Origin of the sequence: Altericroceibacterium spongiae (assembly GCF_003610805.1) — a bacterium.
In the GTDB taxonomy this organism is placed as follows: Bacteria; Pseudomonadota; Alphaproteobacteria; order Sphingomonadales; family Sphingomonadaceae; genus Altericroceibacterium; species Altericroceibacterium spongiae.
Map to the genome: position 1 here is coordinate 119998 of NZ_RAPF01000005.1, position 18064 is coordinate 138061.

17 protein-coding genes and 1 tRNA gene are annotated in these 18064 nt (G+C 55.2%); 9 read left to right on the plus strand and 9 right to left on the minus strand.

From position 1 onward, the window contains the following. Window positions 1-362: 362 nt before the first annotated feature. Window positions 363-1106 carry a TonB family protein gene (locus D6851_RS10775; protein ID WP_238474039.1) on the plus strand — a complete coding sequence of 248 codons (744 nt, stop codon included), beginning with the start codon at window positions 363-365 and terminating at the stop codon, window positions 1104-1106. A gap of 28 nt (window positions 1107-1134) precedes the next feature. Here the strand turns inward: D6851_RS10775 and D6851_RS10780 are convergent, their stop codons facing one another. After that, window positions 1135-3741 (minus strand): HWE histidine kinase domain-containing protein, encoded by a 2607-nt coding sequence (locus D6851_RS10780; RefSeq protein ID WP_120324911.1) that lies wholly within the window; start codon window positions 3739-3741, stop codon window positions 1135-1137. Then, on the minus strand, window positions 3738-4313 hold the full coding sequence (locus D6851_RS10785) for a biliverdin-producing heme oxygenase (RefSeq protein ID WP_120324912.1): 576 nt from the start codon (window positions 4311-4313) through the stop codon (window positions 3738-3740). The genes D6851_RS10780 and D6851_RS10785 overlap by 4 nt, the downstream gene beginning before the upstream one ends. A gap of 172 nt (window positions 4314-4485) precedes the next feature. On the opposite strand from D6851_RS10785, the gene D6851_RS10790 reads away from it, so the two are divergent. Then, window positions 4486-4926, plus strand: coding sequence for a DUF2721 domain-containing protein (locus tag D6851_RS10790; protein WP_120324913.1), 441 nt, complete (start codon window positions 4486-4488; stop codon window positions 4924-4926). Window positions 4927-4983: 57 nt separating this feature from the next. Here the strand turns inward: D6851_RS10790 and D6851_RS10795 are convergent, their stop codons facing one another. The 4 genes from D6851_RS10795 to D6851_RS10810 form a co-directional block, all read right to left on the minus strand. After that, on the minus strand, window positions 4984-5907 hold the full coding sequence (locus tag D6851_RS10795) for an OmpA family protein (RefSeq protein ID WP_120324914.1): 924 nt from the start codon (window positions 5905-5907) through the stop codon (window positions 4984-4986). A 423-nt stretch (window positions 5908-6330) separates the two neighbouring features. After that, on the minus strand, window positions 6331-6639 hold the full coding sequence (locus tag D6851_RS10800) for a polyhydroxyalkanoic acid system family protein (protein ID WP_120324915.1): 309 nt from the start codon (window positions 6637-6639) through the stop codon (window positions 6331-6333). After that, window positions 6639-7382, minus strand: coding sequence for a hypothetical protein (locus tag D6851_RS10805; RefSeq protein ID WP_120324916.1), 744 nt, complete (start codon window positions 7380-7382; stop codon window positions 6639-6641). Before D6851_RS10805 ends, D6851_RS10800 begins: the two co-directional genes overlap by 1 nt. Before the next feature lie 7 nt (window positions 7383-7389). Then, entirely contained in the window at window positions 7390-8595 is a 1206-nt protein-coding gene (locus D6851_RS10810) for a toxic anion resistance protein (protein WP_120324917.1), read from the minus strand. Window positions 8596-8743: 148 nt separating this feature from the next. On the opposite strand from D6851_RS10810, the gene D6851_RS10815 reads away from it, so the two are divergent. Continuing rightward, window positions 8744-10258: a DUF389 domain-containing protein gene (locus D6851_RS10815; protein WP_120324918.1), complete on the plus strand. Its 1515-nt coding sequence runs from the start codon at window positions 8744-8746 to the stop codon at window positions 10256-10258. Window positions 10259-10336: 78 nt separating this feature from the next. Beyond that, entirely contained in the window at window positions 10337-11071 is a 735-nt protein-coding gene (locus D6851_RS10820) for a metallophosphoesterase family protein (RefSeq protein WP_120324919.1), read from the plus strand. 65 nt (window positions 11072-11136) lie between these two features. Here the strand turns inward: D6851_RS10820 and D6851_RS10825 are convergent, their stop codons facing one another. Beyond that, complete coding sequence (locus D6851_RS10825) at window positions 11137-12870, minus strand: fatty acyl-AMP ligase (protein WP_120324920.1); 1734 nt, start codon at window positions 12868-12870, stop codon at window positions 11137-11139. A 220-nt stretch (window positions 12871-13090) separates the two neighbouring features. On the opposite strand from D6851_RS10825, the gene D6851_RS10830 reads away from it, so the two are divergent. The 4 genes from D6851_RS10830 to D6851_RS10845 all read left to right on the plus strand — a co-directional run bounded on the left by D6851_RS10830 (window position 13091) and on the right by D6851_RS10845 (window position 15118). Then, entirely contained in the window at window positions 13091-13591 is a 501-nt protein-coding gene (locus D6851_RS10830; RefSeq protein WP_238474040.1) for a regulatory protein RecX, read from the plus strand. 4 nt (window positions 13592-13595) lie between these two features. Next, window positions 13596-14084 carry a DUF192 domain-containing protein gene (locus tag D6851_RS10835; protein WP_120324922.1) on the plus strand — a complete coding sequence of 163 codons (489 nt, stop codon included), beginning with the start codon at window positions 13596-13598 and terminating at the stop codon, window positions 14082-14084. A 69-nt stretch (window positions 14085-14153) separates the two neighbouring features. Further along, on the plus strand, window positions 14154-14552 hold the full coding sequence (locus D6851_RS10840) for an NADH:ubiquinone oxidoreductase subunit NDUFA12 (protein WP_120324923.1): 399 nt from the start codon (window positions 14154-14156) through the stop codon (window positions 14550-14552). Between the two features lie 41 nt (window positions 14553-14593). Next, complete coding sequence (locus D6851_RS10845; RefSeq protein ID WP_120324924.1) at window positions 14594-15118, plus strand: DUF2155 domain-containing protein; 525 nt, start codon at window positions 14594-14596, stop codon at window positions 15116-15118. Here the strand turns inward: D6851_RS10845 and aat are convergent. After that, window positions 15043-15744, minus strand: coding sequence for a leucyl/phenylalanyl-tRNA--protein transferase (gene aat / locus D6851_RS10850; RefSeq protein WP_238474041.1), 702 nt, complete (start codon window positions 15742-15744; stop codon window positions 15043-15045). The genes D6851_RS10845 and aat overlap by 76 nt on opposite strands. A gap of 153 nt (window positions 15745-15897) precedes the next feature. On the opposite strand from aat, the gene D6851_RS10855 reads away from it, so the two are divergent. Then, window positions 15898-15973, plus strand: a tRNA-Trp gene (locus D6851_RS10855). Window positions 15974-16414: 441 nt separating this feature from the next. On the opposite strand, the gene D6851_RS10860 is transcribed toward D6851_RS10855, so the two are convergent. Continuing rightward, on the minus strand, window positions 16415-17932 hold the full coding sequence (locus tag D6851_RS10860; RefSeq protein WP_238474042.1) for an alanine/glycine:cation symporter family protein: 1518 nt from the start codon (window positions 17930-17932) through the stop codon (window positions 16415-16417). Between the last annotated feature and the right edge of the window lie 132 nt (window positions 17933-18064).

Sequence of the window (18064 nt, forward strand, 5' to 3'; positions counted from 1 at the left end):
CCTTCCACAGCGCTGCGCGGCGCCCTTTTCAGACTGCTGATAAGGCTACGGCGCATTGACTTTCATCAAGCGGCCATGATTCTCTGCCCCGATTTCTTGTCCGGCGCCCGATTGTTTCTGCGGTGATGGCACAGGTGCCAAGCCGCAAGGGGTATAAGATCATGACGAAACGACACTTAGGGTGTATTTCTATTGTGCGCAATGAATTGCCCGCTATGCGGAATTTGCAAAAAAGTAAGTGTGTCTCACTTTTGAGCCAGTCGTGCTGTTTTTGCGATGAGCTGAGTGTGTAAGCCAGCTGGCACTTTCCGTACCACTTGCGCGTTTGTCTCATGGAGCCGGAATGCTAACGGGAGAACGGATTGGCCTTTGCGCATGATTGGGAATACAGGCCTCGCCGTCGCCCGAACTGGTGGGTGCTTCTGGGCGTATGTGTGTTTCATGTCGTCATGCTGGCAGCACTGGTAAGAGCCTTTGCACCCGACTTCACAGATAGCGTGATGAGACAGGCCAGTTCGCTGGTGACGGTGACTGTGCGAACGAACGAGCCTGAAGAGGCGCCGCAATCTCCTCCGCCAGCCAACACACCACCCGATGCCGAACCTGAGGGAGCCGCCGCCGAAGCAGGAAAACAGGCACGGCCCCGTCCGGTCACGGCCCCTAAACCTGCCGTTCCGCGCCCAGATCCCAGTCCTGCGCCATCAGTTTCTTCAGAAGGGCCCGATAATGCTTCAGGTGCAGCCGAAACGGGTGAGGGCACAGGTGCGGGCGGTGCCGGGCAAGGCTCCGGGGGCGGACAGAACGGCAGCGGGCAGGGCAGCGGCTTTTCGCGTCGGCTTGAAAAGATCGAAGGCAATATTACCAGCGCAGGCGATTATCCGCGGGCCACGCGCGATTTGCGGCGCGGGCATGATGTCATAATCGAATTGACAGTGGGCGCTGACGGGCGTGTCACAGCCTGCCGGGTGACCGATCCGAGTCCCGACCCACAGGCCGACACCATCACTTGCCAGCTGGCCAGTGAACGATTCCGCTTTCTCCCCGCTCTTGATGCGCAGGGGAATCCTGTGGTGGGCCGCTATCGCTGGCGACAGCGCTGGTATTAGGACGGATATTGAGTGCCGTGCTTGCTGTTCAGTCTGCCACCTTTTCCGATTTCAGCCATACACGGTCCAGCAGTGCCTTTATATCGCTGTCCGAATAAGGCTTTTTCAGAACGCCAAGCGCATTTGTTTCGGACATCTGTGTGATAGATTCGCCATAACCGGTGGCGAAGCAGAAGGGGATATCTGCAGAACCCAGCGCCTCTGCAATCGTCTCGCTCGATTCCGAGCCCAGATTGAAATCCAGCAGCGCGAAATCGATGGTTTCTTCCCTGATGACCTGTAAGGCACGGGTAGTGCCGCTGGCGATCGTCACTCGTGCAACGCCAAGACGCTGCAACGCTTCTTCGGCATCCATAGCGATGATCATATTGTCTTCCACCAGCAGGACATGTTCGGGCAAAGCGCTATCCTTTGTCTTGTTCTTGCGGTTCGGTGCAGGGCGTTTCAGGCCGCTGGGAAGCGTGACATCCTGTGAGGAGCTTTCCACTTTGCCCCGTTTGGCGCGCGAGACGAACTTTGCCGGAATGCAGAATTCGGCTTCCACTCCGGTCAGTTTGTAGTCGATCTGAGCATCGCCCTTCAACTCGAAGGGGATCGAGCGCTCAATGATGGTCGTGCCGAATCCCTTGCGCTTGGGAGGCTGAACGGGTGGACCGCCGACTTCTTTCCAGTGGAGCCTGTAATCGCCGTTGGAATGCACTTCTGTGTGCAGTTCCAACCGGCCTGCGCTGTCGCAAAGAGAGCCATATTTGGCCGAATTGGTCATCATCTCATGAAGGACTAGGGCGATTACCGTATAGGCTTCGGGCGCCAGCAGACGATCTTCGCCTGTGATGATAACGCGATCATGCTTGCCCGACAGATAGGCTTCGGCTTCCTGCCGGATCAGCTCATGCAATGAAGCCGATTCCCATTGTTCGCGTGTAATATTGTCATGCGCCATGGCCAGCGCCCGGATGCGGCTGCCGATAATCTCGGCATAGCTCTGCACACTATGAGCGTCGGCTTGCGACTGGCTGACCAGTCCGCGAATAAGCGTTAGAATATTGCGCACCCGATGATTGAGTTCAGCAATCAGCAAGTCCTGCTGTTGCTGTGCGCGGCGGCGCTCTTCTATCGCTTCGTCAGTCACCCGAATAATGATTTCGAGCAGCGTGACACGCAGCCTTTCGGCAATGGTCAGTTCTTCCTCGGTCCAGGGAGCGCTGCGACCGCTGACTGATTCCTGCCAGGCTTCGAAGCTTTTTCGTGGTGTCAGTCGGTCTCCATGGGGGCCGGTTTCGACCGGTTTTTGCGGATTGCCTGCCCAGGTGACTACTTGCGGCAATTCGCGTCGCCAGAGAACGATATAATCACGCGGACGGCGCGACACGGGAATAATCAGCGCGCCAACAGCCTTATCGGCAAAATCGGCCGCGGTCGGGACCATGGCGGACAGATTGTCAGTCTCGATGATCTGGCTCGTGGTGGCTGTGTTGAGCGAGGGGATAAGCTGGCGGAACTGTTCCTCGGTCGGTGCATGACCACGTGCGCTATAGGCATCCTCGATAAAGGCGCTGGCCCCGTCATGCGGAATGACATCGCCGATCACCTCATCCACTGTGTTCAATTCCTCGACCAGTGCTGTGCCTCCGGCGAGACGGCTCATCAGCCGGTCGTGCAATTGCCGTCCGCGTTCCTTGAGTATCGATCCGGCGCGGGCAAGGGCGATTTCGAGCTTGAAGGAAAAGAGTTGTGAAAACAGTTCGGCCACAGTGCGCAGCGAGTAAGGCAGGACTCGAGGGCCGTAATGATGACAGGCGAACAGGCCCCACAATTTCCCGTCGATCACGATGGAAATGGACAGTGAGGCGCCTACGCCCATATTTCTGAGATATTCGATATGGATGGGCGAGACTGCGCGTAAAGTGCTGAGCGAGAGGTCCAGTTCTTCACCCGTAATGCTGCGGGCGGGCTCGATCGGGACCGGCTCTGATTCGACATCGGCGATGATGCGGAAGAGGTTGCGCAGATAGAGCTTGCGCGCCTGCTGCGGGATATCGCTTTTCGGATAGCGCAGATTGAGGAAGCTTTCGAGCTGCGGTTCGCGCGCCTCGGCTACCACTTCGCCGCTCTGATCGGGATGGAAGCGATAGACCATGACTCTGTCGAAGCCGAGCAGACGCTTCATTTGCCGGGCGGCCTGTTTGCATAGTTCCGCGGCAGTATCTGCCCCTTCGAGCCGGGCCATAATCGGTCGCAGCGAATTGGTCAGATCGGCCATGCCGTCTTCGTCATGCGGTTCGATCTCAATGATCGAGAGCGACCCCTGAACGTGCATGGCGACGTCGAAATGCGTCCCGTTCCCTTGCAGGTCGAGCCCAAAAACACGTTCCTGCGCGTCCTCTTCACCGGCGCCGGACAGCACTTTCACCAGTCGCTCGAAGGATGTTGCCGAAAGATGATCCTGCAACCGGTCGCCAATGGCGGGCACGCTGCGCTGCAAAAATGTTCCGATATTGGTCGAGCGATGGGCAACGATCCAGTCTGAGGTGACTGCAATCAGCGCTCCGAAAGGCTGAATCCGACCGAGCTTGTGGATGGGTTCGCGATCGCAATTAGTCAGATTGACTTCGTAATCGTGGAGGTCAGTCATGCAACGCGGCGCCCTGCCACACGCTCTGATTCCCCGGGAAACTGCGACAGGAAAAATCGAAATGTCGTCAATGCAGCGGTCAGCGCTCTGTCTGTTTGTTCATCGGATGCGGGCTGTTCGAGTTGTGGGCGTAAATCGCGCCAGAACTCCATCATACGCGGATCGCTCAGAAAACGGGTCGGCAAACGGCCGTTTGCTCGCTTGCGAAGATCGTTCAGCATAACGCGGTTTCCGAGATGCGATCCGGCCATCACCCAGGCGAAACCCAGCGGCTCGGCATGGACGGGCAGAGCAAAAGCACGGTTGGAAACGGAAAAGGGGCCGCCTAGTTCGCTTAGATCTTCCAGCAGCAGCGGGACCTGTGCCGGCGGGCGCAGGTGTGCCGGGCAGTTATGGCGTGCCCAGCGTTCGATCGGTGCACGGGCGGCAAGCTGCAATTTCAGAAACCGGGCATAATCCTCCGGCACAGCAAGGTCGAGCTGACCCATTCGTATATCGAGCGAATCATGGAGCGGACCTGTCTCTTCTCTGAGACGGGCCCGCAGGCTGTTTGTTTGTTTTTTTTCGACCACTTGGGCACCCTGTTCTTCTGTGCCAGAAAGTAACCGGAGCCGTCACCAATCAGCGTAAGGCCCCGGAATTCCAATAATAGTTTTCAGGCGTTAATGTTCCCGTAATTCGCCTGACAGCTTATGGAAAGATGATATTGGCGGGAATACGAGATGGGGAGAGAATGATCAGGATATGATTGCAGAGACTATCCAGCTCGCGCTCGCCCCAGTCTTCATGCTGGTGGCGATCGGCAATATTATGAACCTTTTATCGACCCGTCTGGGCCGGGTGGTGGACCGTTCGCGCAACTTGCAGGAGCGCCATGAAAAGACGTCCGGGTCGGAGCATGATGCAGTGGTCCGGGAGATCCGGTTTGTGGCCCGCCGTATTCAGATTATCAGTAAGGCCATCCGTGTGCTGGTGGTCAGCGCCCTGTTTGTCGGTCTGGTTGTGGCGCTACTTTTTCTCGAAGTCTTTGCCGGGATGAATCTCTATTACACCGCACCGATCTGCTTTCTGGTCGCCGTCTCACTGCTGATGTGGGCACTGCTTCTGTTTCTGCGCGAGACCCGCGAAGCGATGCTCGCCCTGCAAATTCCGGAAAGCTATATGGAATGGGACCGGACGTTGTGAAAATGGTGCCGTCTGCGGCAAAATCCGGGGTGGGCGAGTGAGCCCACCCCGAGTGTCTTAAAGACCGTCAAGACCCTTGCTGACCAGGATGTTCACCGCAACGCGACGGTTCTGCGCTTTGCCCGCTGCAGTGTCGTTGCTCGCTACCGGCTCGGCCTCTGCCATTCCGGTGGGATTGAGCATACGATAGGGTTTCCAGCCGCAGGCTTGCTGAAGATAATTGACGACTCTTTCGGCGCGCTTCTCGCTCAGCATCTGGTTATATTCGAGGCTTCCGGTTGAATCGGTGTAACCCGAAACGAGCATTAGAGCATTATCCATGCCCTTGGCAGCATTCGCCGTGGCACAAAGATCGTTTTTCGCCTTGGCGGACAGCTCGGCCTTGCCGGTGTCGAAATGGACATTCGTGGTCCCTTTGACATTGTAATCGCCAATATCGCCCATGCGGCCGCGCAACGCCTCTGTGTCCTTTGCGTTTTTATTTATCGCCGCACCATGCTGGGCGAATTGCTGTGCCGTTCCGTCATGGATCATAGCTGCCGTATCGAGATCATCATTCTTGAAGGTTATCTTGCTGGCCAACAGCTCGCCGCCGCTCGATTGCAATGTTTCGACATCAACAGGCAGGCCGTTCATCAGCGCTGTCGCCGCATGTTGTTCTCTGCCAAGGCCCAGAAAACCACCACGGCCTTTGATTTCCGTATCGTCATTGATCGTGATGACTGAACGGGAACCGTCCTCGGCAGTCACCTGCATCCTGTCGCCGCTGCGCGCAGAGATGATACCTTCGATATCGGGGCCATCGACGGGCTCAGCCACGTCGTTATATGCCTGTTCTTCTGCCGCACGTTCACCATAGACAGTGGTTGAGCTGTCGCCTTCAGGTGTCTCCTGCTGTTGCGCCGCCAAAGCGCCGGAGATGGGTACGGTCAGCATGGTGACCAGAAAGAAAGCCTTCGAATTCCTGGAAATAACACTCATTACGCAACTCCTTAAACCTACACCAGCCGGCTCCGAATATTCGCGGATATCGTCCCTCCGCATTTCCCCTGTTTTGGCGTGTCCGGCTGTCAGAACCCCCTTTGTTTGGCATTGTTAGATGTGCCGCAAACATGCTGCACGTGAGCGCCGTGGAGCTCCTGCCTGTTCAGCTTCGCCTTTCTTTTCCATGAACATTTTCGGCCAACCGGTTGGTTCTAAGGATAATTGGAGCTCATACTGCGGTGAGCCGATTTTGCTCGCGCTGAATGTGGCAAAGGCCACGCCCCAATAAATTTTCCGCAATCGAAATCCCGGAGAAAGGGCCTCCGCTGGCAGTGCATTTATCGCTCAGCACAAAGCAACCTTTACTGGCAAGAGGGTCAGTAAAGGGCAGGGTACTTTCGGCGTATCCCGGTTTGTTGGTCAGTCTTCAGGTGCAGCAAGCAGATCCTGGCCATGTTTGCGTACCGCGCTTTCCACCATGGGTTCGATAAAGCCGAGAGCAGGCGGCAGATCGATACTCAGAAGAACACTGCTATCTTCCAGCACTATATCGCCTGCCAGAATCTGACCCATAAAGCGGATAGTCATCAGCATCCGGTCAGGGGAAGGCCATTCAGTTTCCACTTGGGCCATGCCGCCAGGTATATGATCGGCAATTTCGTGGCTGCGGGTACGCAGGCGGTGCCGTAACTGATCCTTGCCGAGATTATGAGGCAGTGTGACTTGCATCACGATTGCCCTGGCGAAGTATCTTCACTCACGCCGTAACGATAATCGAGATAGCGTGTCCGAATCGCAAGATCGTCCAGTGCGCCATCGGCAAGCTGCCGGGTGACCGAATCGATCTCCTCGCTGATTTTGCCCAGACTGTCGATCAACTGAGCATCGGGTGTGGCACCGGCGCGCTCTTCCCGCCGCAAATGTTGCGGAATCTTGCGATAGGCTTCGACCATATCGGGCAAATGCTCGCCCACCAGCTTGCGGGTTTCCACCGCAGCGGGATGGCCAGGCTCGATTCCTTCGAGCTGCACACCCAGCCCGTCAAGCTGCACGCCGATCCGATCGATCATTTGTGCGGCCGGAGCGGGCAGCGCGGAGCGCTGTGCTTCCAGCCATAATTCCGTGCGGGAGACGAGCTGTTGCACATCGCCGCGATTGAGATCGCTGCGCCGGGGGACTTTCATACGTGGAAATATGGCGAAGGCGGCAATTGCGGCAAAAATTGCGAGCGCCGTTAACATCACTCCGGCAAAGCCAATCCCGTTGAGAATGCCTCCGGCGATTCCGGCGGCTAGTAAAATACCCAGAACGGCAATCGCCATCCGCTTCAGCTTGCCCACCAGATGGTTGCGCTTGGCTTCCGCCGAACCGCGCCCGATCGAGCTAAGGCGCCGCCCGCCATTTTGCTGAACGGTCAGGCTGCGCTTTGCATCGGACAGGATGCGGTCGGAATCATGAGCTTCGCCAGGCATATTCCGCTTAGTCTTCCAGTGTCAGCAGAGAAGGCTCGCTGGCGCTCTGTTGTGCCTGAGCCTGCCCTTCGGCGCGGGCGATATAGCCTTTGGACTTTTCCACCTCGTCCGACAGTGTGGTCACGGTCTGCTTCATGGAAGACAGCGCTTTGACCTTGAACTCGTCCACCTCGTCCATCGTGTCGTAAATATTCTGGAAGGCTTTTTGCAGCGTTTCCAGTGGAATGGTCGAACTGGCGGCCTGTTCGTGAATTTTGCCCGTCTGTTCGCGCAGCATGGTGCCAGTGGAATCGATGATCCCCGCAGTGGTTTCGTTGAGCGCTGTGATCTGTTGCAAAACGAGCCGCTGATTGGTCATGGCCTGCGCTACGGTGACGGCCGTGCGCAATGCCGAAACGGTGGTAGTGCTGGCGCGGTCCACGCCTTTTACCAGCTCGACGTTATTCTTCTTCACCAGATCGAGCGCGAGGTAACCCTGCACACTGACGGCCATTTGCGTCAGCAGGTCCTGTGTGCGCTGGCGGACGTAAAACAGCGCGGTTTCACGAATCGCCTTAGCCTTGGCCGGGTCGGTGGCGTCGAGATCCTCTGCCTTTTCTTCCAGTCTGGCGTCGAGTGAGCGGGAAATATGGATCATCTGCTCCAGATTGCCCATCGCTTCCCACAGTTTACGGCGCTCCACATCGATCGCCGCATTATCCATCAGCAATTCGTCCTTGCCGCTGGCGAGGCGCGCAAGGATTGCCTGAATATGTCCCTGTGCGGAGGTGTAGCTGTCAAAATAGTTTTTCAGTTTGTTGCCGAAGGGAATGATACCGAAAATCTTGCGTGGGCCGGATAATTTGCCCTGACGGCCCGGATCGAGCTCCTCCACCGTGCGGCGCAATTCGGCGAGGTCGGTGCCGACGCCGCTATCCTTGTCCATCGCCCGCACCGGACGATCGAGAAACCGATTGGATTGCCCCGCTGCGGCAGCAATTTCCTTTCGGCCCATATTGGTGAGCTGATCGACCTTTTGCCCGAAATCGGGCGAATTGGCATCGAGGGCGACCAGCTCGGAAACGAAGCTGTCCACCTTTTCATCCAGCTTGCTTTTCTTGTCGTCGCTTACCGGTACGAGGCCGGCGGCCTTTTCTGCCTTCACTTCCGGCACCGGATCGGGCGGCGTCAGTTCGAAATCGGTGGCGGTCTGGGTTTCGCTTTTGCTTGCCATGGTCAGCGCTCAAATTCCTGTATCGCAACAGCAACTGTATTAATAACCTAAGACACGCCTGACAAGGTGATGATGATATTGTTTATTCCCGCCAGGTTGCCGATGCCCTATGCCGAAAGCCTGCTGATAACAGATAAGACCGATCTTCATGAATGTTCCCCGACAGCGCCCTGAGCATCATTCCTTCTCCTATGTCATTTTCAGTTTCCGGCGCTGGTGGCGCAATGCTGTTGTCGATACGGTCGATCAGGCCGATGTGATCGAGCGACGGCGCGAGGAGGGCGATCTCTCGGCGCGTTATCTTTTCATGCTAACAATGTCGGCAGGCATTGCCATTCTCGGTTTGCTCCTCTCGTCCCCGGCGGTTGTGATCGGGGCCATGCTGCTTTCTCCGCTGATGGGACCGATTATCGGACTCGGCTTCTCGCTGGCGATCGGTGACTTCCCCTGGATGCGGCGTTGTGCGAAAGCTCTGCTGGTCGGAACGCTCCTTTCTGTCGCTTTCTGCGCCCTCGTGGTTCTGTTCAGCCCCCTGCAGACTGTGACCGCAGAGATAGCCGCCCGGACCCGCCCGAATCTGTTCGATCTGCTTGTGGCGCTCTTTTCGGCACTGGCGGGCGCTTATGCCATGATCCGCGGGCGGGAGGGTACTGTAGTCGGTGTGGCCATCGCAACCGCCCTGATGCCGCCACTTGCGGTGGTTGGCTTCGGCCTTGCCACGTTCAACTGGACGGTCTTTTCAGGTGCTCTGCTGCTTTATGTCACTAATCTGATGACCATAGCTTTCACCGCTGCGGTGATGGCGCGCCTTTATGGTTTTCGAACCACTTTGTCGGAACGACAGACACAACTGCAAGTATTTGCAATAGTCGTAACATTTGTCGCGCTGGCCTTGCCCTTGGGATATTCTCTGCGGCAGATCGCCTGGGAGTCCAACGTGTCTCGTCAGGCACAAAGTGCCGTGATGGATAATTTCAGCGGAAAGGCTCGCCTTTCGCAAATGGACATCAGATTCGATGCCAGCCCGATCGATGTCAGCGCTACGGTACTGACGCCTGAACTGATGCCCGATGCGGAAACGATCAGCCGCCGCGAATTGCGCCGTTTGCTGAATAATCGTTCGCTCAATTTCACCCTGACTCAATATCAGGTTGGAACCAGCGCCACTGCAGCTGAACAGGCGCAGCTCGCCGCAGCTCGCGAGGCGGCTGAAGCCGACGCCTCGCAACGAGCGGAGGAGCTTGCTCAGCGCTTGTCACTAATTGCAGGCGTGCCCGAAAGCGAAGTGTTGGTGGACAGGGAACGCCGCCGCGCTTTGGTACGGGCGCAGGAGTTGGAAGGTGCAGGATTGGCCTCTTATCGTGAACTGGAAAGACGCATTGGCGGAACAGAACCTGAATGGCGGGTGGAACTGCTCCCGCCTGCTAAAGCACTTCCTTCGATTGCGTTGAATGCAGAAGGAAAGCTGACGGACGATGGCGAGAAAGCTTTAGCTCTGGTCGAATGGGCGGCGGGGCGGATTGACGTTCCGGTAATTATTGATGGGCCGCAATCAGATCGTGAAACGGTCGAAAAGCTACTTTCTGTGCGCAATGTGGCAGTGCGCGATGGTGAGGAGAGAAAAGGAGCCGTGCAGGTTCGCTGGGCTAATCCAGCTGACTGAGTTTTGCGTATGCAGTGATGTCCTGAGCGCTGCTTGCGGTAGATTGCCACACACATAAACGGTGGTTAGAACCGGTGAATGAAGATTGCCGTTCTTTCCGATATCCATGGGAATATCGCAGCGCTTGACGCTGTTCTTGCGGATATAGAAACGCGTAGTGTCGATAAAATCGTAAATCTGGGTGATATTCTTTCAGGCGGGTTATTTCCCGAAAGAACAGCAGATCGATTGATGGCAATGGAATTGCCAACGATTCGAGGAAATCACGAGCGCCAATTACTGGAAATGCCTTATGCATGCATGAGCTTGTCAGACCGGCATGCCGCCGATTGTCTACGCGCCGATCAATTCGCCTGGATTGCCTCGCTTCCTGCGACACTTCGACTCAGCGACGATGTATTGCTTGTTCACGGTACGCCTGAAAGCGACCTGCAATATTTTCTTGATACTGTTACCGAGGAAGGCCTGCGTTTGGCGACCAAAGAAGAAGTTAAGGAACGTACAGGCAATGCAGATTTCGCTGTCATTTTGTGCGGCCACACACATCTTGCGCGAGTAGTGTATCTTACTGATGGCCGAATGGTGCTCAACCCGGGGAGCGTTGGCTTACCTGCTTATGATGATGATAATCCTCACCCACATGTTGTGGAGGTCGGTTCTCCCCATGCTCGCTATGCCATTGTCACAAAAAGGGAGGGAAGCTGGTCGGCATCTTTCCATGCGGTCGAATATGACTGGGAGCAGGCTGCTTGTGATGCCGAAGTGAATGGACGGTTGGATTGGGCAAGAGCTTTCAGAACGGGGAGAGCTTAAGTGCTGCGTTTAAGGTTAAAAGATCTGCCCATTATAAAGAACCGGGCAGATCTTTTGAAGCTCTATCAAGCTGCAATTTTGAAAGGTTCGATTTCACCTGACAGATAAAGTTTCTTGGCTTTAGCGCGGCTCAGTTTGCCAGAACTTGTGCGTGGCAAGCTGCGCGGAGGCACCAATTCGACGACACAATGCATACCAGTGATAGAACGGACCTTTTCACGAATTTCACCATGAAGGCGCACACGTTCTTCTGGATCGCTTACGCGGCAATGGACTAAGACAGCGGGCACTTCCTCACCATTTTCGGTCTCAACGGAAAAGGCTGCGATATCGCCCTGGTGGAAGCCTGGAAGTTGTTCCACGGCCCATTCGATATCCTGCGGCCAGTGATTTTTTCCGTTGATGATAATCATGTCTTTAGCGCGGCCGACAATAAACAGGTATCCATCGGCCATGTAGCCCATATCGCCTGTATCGAGCCAGCCATCCACCAAGCATTCTGCAGTCGATTCGGCGTCGCGAAAATAAGAGTGCATGACGCTCGGACCTTTGCACCAGACTTTACCGATCTGATGATCTGCCTTGACCTGTCCAGTTTCACCGCGAATTTCTACAGTCATATCGAGCACTGGCTTGCCGCAATTGACAATCGCGCGATAGCGTGCCGGACGAGAGAGGTCGCGTGGGCTGCCGGACAACCGCTCTTCTTCTACCAGTTCCACCCGAATACCTTCTCCGGGAGGCATAATCGTAACGGCTAGGGTTGCTTCTGCCAGGCCGTAACTCGGCAGGAATGCATCGGCACGGAAGCCGGCATCGGCAAAGGCATTGACGAAACCTTGCATGACATCAGGGCGGATCATATCCGCACCATTGCCTGCAATACGCCAGCGCGACAGGTCGAACCGCTCGGCCACTGTTGACTGACTGGAAATACGCCGTGCGCAAATGTCATAGCCGAATGTCGGGGAATAAGAGAGTGTCGTACCCTGATTGCGGCTGATCATGTCGAGCCATGCCAGCGGCCGTCGTGCGAAATCTTCAGTTTTGAGATAGTCGGTTGAGACCTGATTGGCGATCGGCGAAAGAAAGCAGCCGACCAGACCCATATCATGATACCAGGGCAGCCAGCTGACACAGCGATCTTCCGGCTCCAATTTCATGCCGGTGCCATGGCCGCGTAGATTATTTAGTAACGAACGATGGGTAACCGCTACACCGTGAGGGAAACGGGTCGAACCGCTCGAATACTGGAGATAACAAATATCGTCGGGCTCCGGTGTTGGCAATGCGGCATCACTTTCTGGCAAGGCGATGAAGTGTGCATAACTCATGCCGGTGCAGTTATGGCGCGTGGCGGCCTCACTGGCCATTGCACTAATTTCAGCCGGAAATAACAGAAATTTCGGGTCTGAACTGTTCAATTGAACGGTGAGCTGTTCAATATAGCCTTCTTTCCCGCCAAAGCTGGTCGGTAAAGGAAGGGGAACGGGCCATGCGCCCGCATAAATAGCTCCGCAGAACAGTGAGGCAAATTCGGTGCCGGTTTCCGCTATCAAGGCAATTCGGTCTCCCGGGACAACACCTTGCGCGATCAGTTTACGGGCCATTCTCTGCGCGTCCTCGCGCAATTCACTATACGGATAAGGACGTAAAAGATTGCCGCGCGGATCGTGGAAATTGAGTCCACGGGTGCCTCGTGCCGCATAATCTAGCGCATCGCAAAAAGTCTCGAAATCTGAGAAACGGCGCGGTAGAGCGCAGTTATTGGGCGTTGGTGTCAGCGTTTTGTCCATCATAATTCTTTAATGCGAAACTGTTAGCTTCCATATCGCCCCGCCAATCCGGGGATGCTCCTGAACATGGCATGACCAGCAAATGACGGGATAGCCATACTTACACAGACTTCACTTTTCCATCCCGACTGTGGCACGAATATGGCCGATGGACCGTGAGACACGAACATATTCGCAACGCACGCGTGTGCCTAAGCCTCTAACCGCTACGCGATTTGAGGAAATGGCACTGGCCTACGTGGCACGATTTGCGACCAGCGCTGCAAAGCTGGAGGCTTATCTCAATCGCAAATTGCGCGAATGCGGCTGGGATGAAGACACTGCTCCGCAGCCGGATGTGCGTGCTTTGGTCGAGCGTTATGTGGCGCTTGGCTATGTCGATGATGAAACTTATGCTCGTGCGAGGGCAAATAGCTTGCTGCGCCGGGGATACGGTCGGCGCCGGATCACGCAAGCGCTCGGGGCTGCAGGTATTGATGAAGAGATACAGGAAGCTGTCTCCGCTTCTCCTTCTGAACAGCGCCGGGCAATATTGGCCATGGCGCGTAAGAAGCGTTTCGGGCCATTTGGACATGAGTCGCCTGATGCAGCTCGCCGGGAAAAACAGCTTGCTTCGCTGCTGCGTGCAGGACATTCCCTCGACAATGCTCGCGAAATGGTCAATGCCGAAAGCATCGAGTGGGCAGAACAATGGGCCACCGAACTGGATCACGAGCAGGAATAGACGAATGACCCGCATTTCCACTGTACTGGTTCCGATTGCGTTGGCTCTTGCTGCTTGCTCGCAGCAAGCAATAGGTAAGCCGCCAGCATCTTCTGAAGGCACGTTGTCGCGTCATCCAGAATCGGGGCTAGAGGTTATTCCGGTTACGATAGACAGCGATAGCAATTCTCATACATTTCAGGCGGAAGTGGCGGCGACACCGCGCGAACAAGCACGCGGATTGATGTTTCGCACCGAGATGGGTGCTGATGAAGGTATGATCTTTCTGCGTAAATTCGCGCAGCCGGCCAGTTTCTGGATGAAAAATACGGTCATTCCGCTCGATATTATCTATATTGGGGCTGATCACCGCATTCTGAATATAGCTGCCAATGCGAAACCTTATTCGACTGAACCGCTTCTTTCAGAAGGGCCTGCTTTGGCCATTCTCGAGCTCAATGGCGGTCGTGCGGCTGAGCTTGGTATTGAACCGGGCGACGAGGTTTCCTGGTAAAGAACGATTTTGCAATGAGTGCATACCTCGGCTTGCACATCATAGGTGAAAAGGGCTAACGCGCTGGCTATGGGAATCCTGTCGAAAATTTTCACTTGGTGGGACGGTGCCACAATCGGCACGTCACTTTGGTCAGCGCGGAATGGCGAGAATGTCGGCACCGACGCGCAAGGCAACCGCTATTATCGCTCGAAGAAGCCCGATGCCCGTGGACGGGAGAGGCGCTGGGTGCTCTATAACGGTTCCAACGATGCCAGCCGTGTACCTTCTGAATGGCATGGCTGGTTACATCATTCTTATGATGAATTGCCTGAAAGCCACCTACCTCCTCCCAAGATCTGGGAAGTGGATTATACCCCGAATGCTACTGGTACGATGGCGGCCTATCGCCCGCAAGGTGCGTTGGAGCGTGGTGGGAAACGAGCCCGGGCGACGGGTGACTACGAAGCCTGGACCCCGGACGCCTGAGCATGCAGCGTGGCATTGTGCTCGGCTGTAGGATTGCATCTATGCGTCTGGTAGCCATGATGGTGCCAGTAACATTATTGCTTTCCGCCTGCGGAAAGGAAGCCCCTGAGCCTGCTCCGGAAGAAACGGAAATTCCTGAAGAGCTGGTGAAGGCGCCGTTGCAGGTGGCTAAACACACAAATGATAGTGAAAGTGTGGGAACGCCCCGCGAAGAGCGGGTGGCGACGCTTGCTCTATTGAATAAGCGCAATAACCTCACGCAGGATATTGAAATGACACCGGGCGAATCGAAACGCTTTGGGAATGTAGTGATTCGCCTTGCTACTTGTGAACGTACAGCGCCGTGGGAACATCCTTCTGAAACAGGAGCTTTTGTTCAGGTGCTGGTACATGAACGTAGTGCGGATAATTCGCGTGCGGAGTGGCATCGGATTTTTTCTGGTTGGCTATTCAAGAATTCACCCAGCCTCAATGTCGTGCAGCACCCTATCTACGATGTCTGGGTTAAAGATTGCGCGATGAGCTTTCCTGGTGAAGAGGCTCCAGCTTCGTCCAGTAGCGATTGAAAGGCTGCTGGCAGAACGGCTTCTTCCCCTTCTTTGCCTCGGCATGCGGCAGATAATTTCTCAATATAAATTTTTTGTGAAATTTCTACTGCGCCCATGGAGGCAAGGTGATCAGTTATGAACTGACAATCCAGCAACTGAAAACCGGCTCTGCGCATAGCTGCCACAAGCCATGCCAGTGCGATTTTTGACGCATTGGTGGCGTAGCTGAACATGCTTTCACCGCAAAAGACCTGGTCGAAAGATACACCATACAAACCGCCCACCAGTTGATCGTCGAGCCAGCATTCGATCGAATGAGCATGGCCGATGGCATGAAGGGCTTCATAGCTTATGGTAATTGCATTGTTGATCCAGCTTTCGGGGTGATCGGGCCGGGGGGCGGCGCAGCCACGCATCACTTCAGGAAAGGCCTGGTTGCAGGTCACTGTAAAACGATCTTGCTTTAACACTTTGCGCAGTGAGCGGGAGCAGTGAAACTTGTCCAGAGGAATAACTGCCCGGCGGCGCGGTTCTACCCAGTAAATTTCGGGATCATCCCTACTATCTGCCATAGGAAAAATCCCACTGCGATAAGCTAGCAGTAGCATTTCTGGTGGAATCATGGAGGGCGCGCGCATGTGCATTATTCCCAAGGGTTTATCAAAAGCCTGTCTTCACGTCTGCCCGCAAAGCGGCGCGCAACTGACAAAAACGTTATGATACGGAAATGATTCACACGAATTTTGCCTTGCTGCTTGCCATTGGCCGGCCTTGGCGATAGAGGCCTCCCCATCTGCAGGAGTGTAGCTCAGTTGGTAGAGCATCGGTCTCCAAAACCGAGGGCCGTGGGTTCGAGTCCCTCCACTCCTGCCACTAGAGTTGGCTTCGATGCTGACCTTATTTTCCCTTGATGAAAAATTTCTTTAAAACTGGGAACTCTGGCAGTTAACCTCAGCTTGCGGGCCCTTACTTATTTCCGATTGTTCGAAAGAGACGGCCAATCTGGAACCATTGCGGTGAAGTGGTCATTGTTAGCGACAGAACGCAGCAGTTAGTGTGAGGTACTTATGTCTAGCTTGAGTTTTCGCAGTAGCCGTCCCGATGGCTGGACAATTCCCCGTCCGCATCGTGATGCAAGTCAACGGCTGATGACTCACGGACCCATTCGGCCGATGGAAGAGCCGAACTGGTTGGATCGCCTGCTAAGGCGGGCATAAAATGAATGATGGATATTGAAAAGGCCGCTTCGGCAATCGAAGCGGCCTTTTCCTCTTGGTGCTGTCGGCCTTTTGCCTTGTCAGGAAGATCTAAGTATCAATATTCGTCAGGCTCTTCTGGTGTTTCTCGGCCGTAGTCGGGCCCTGCTGTTTTGTTCCCCTTTGCAAGTTTGAAGACTACCCCGGAAAGCATGAACAAAGCCAGAAGGTTGGGCAGCGCCATGGCAGCATTCGAAATATCGCCAAGCCGCCAAACAAGCTGCGAGGGTTGCGTTGCACCGACGTAAACGCCGACACACCAGATTACGCGCCAGATATTGTGAAGAAGCTTTTCACCGCGGCGGGAAGAGCCTGGAATGCGATCATAAATAAAAGTGATCGCCCGCTCGCCATAATAAGACCAGGTCAGAATTGTCGTGAAGACGAAAAGGATAAGAGCTATACTGGCTATGAGCGTGCCAAGTGGAATGCCGACAAGCTGAAACGGGAATGCGGCAGCAAAAGCTCCTGATGTGGTAACGAAGCCTGACTGGGCCGTTGTTCCGAGGTCGGATTGCCAGACATGGCGAACTTGCTCGACTGTACCGTCGGCCAGCGTGTGTGTGAAATTGCCTTCGACAGTGAGAATTACCAGAGCAGTCATGGTACAAATGACGATTGTGTCGATAAAAGTGCCAAGCATGGCCATGCGGCCTTGCTGCTCCGGATCGTCTGTTTGTGCAACGGCATGGGCAATCGGAGTGGAACCCTGTCCCGCTTCGTTCGAAAACAGCCCGCGGGCAACGCCAGCGCGAATGGCCATGATTAAGGCTGCACCGGCAAAGCCTCCGGTCGCGCTTTGAATGTTGAAGGCCCCGGCGAAAATCCGACTGAATGTTTCCGGAAGGTCGGCCAGATTGATCATAAGGGCGGTGAAGGCCATGAGAATATAGGCGGCAGCCATAAAGGGCACGACTTTCTCTGCCACGACGCCAATCGATTTAATCCCTCCTACGATCACAATGAATACTGCAATGGCTGCAACCAGTCCGCCGACCCAGCGATCGATACCGAACAGCTCGTTGAGCCCGCTTGCCATTTCATTCGACTGAATCGAATTCCCGGTTACAAGTGCAGAAAAGAGCGTGCCAAAACAGAAAATGATGGCGAGCCAGGTCCATTTGGGTCCGAGGCCGCGCATGATATAGCTCATCGGACCGCCGCGATAGATCCCGTCGGAGGTTCTTTCGCGGTACCGAATGGCGAGAGCGCCCTCGGCAAAACCCAGCGCCATGCCGAACAGCGCAGTGATCCACATCCAGAAAATTGCGCCGGGGCCGCCTAAAGCGATAGCAGTTGCAACGCCAGCGAGATTACCGGTGCCGACCTGTCCGGATAAAGCCGTGGAGAGGGCGGCGAAGGGAGAGATTTCACCTGCTCCAGCGCTTTTCCGGCCTTTGAATAACCCGGTTACGGCACTGCCCAGTTTGACGATCGGATAGAAACGTAATCCAATCATTATCCAAAGACCTATACCGAACAGTACAATGGTCATGGGTGGGAAAGGGACAAGTTCCTGCCCGTCCCATTGTCCTGCCCAGATAAAGTCGGAGATGTTGGTTATTTGGTCGATCAAACCGACCGATGCTTCTTGAGATGACACCCGGGATAGCCCCCTTCGCTTGATCCGGAAAATCCGTGATTTGTCGTTATGACATAGCTGTAACAGCACAGTTGGATACGAAACAAGATCTCACAAGTGAAACTC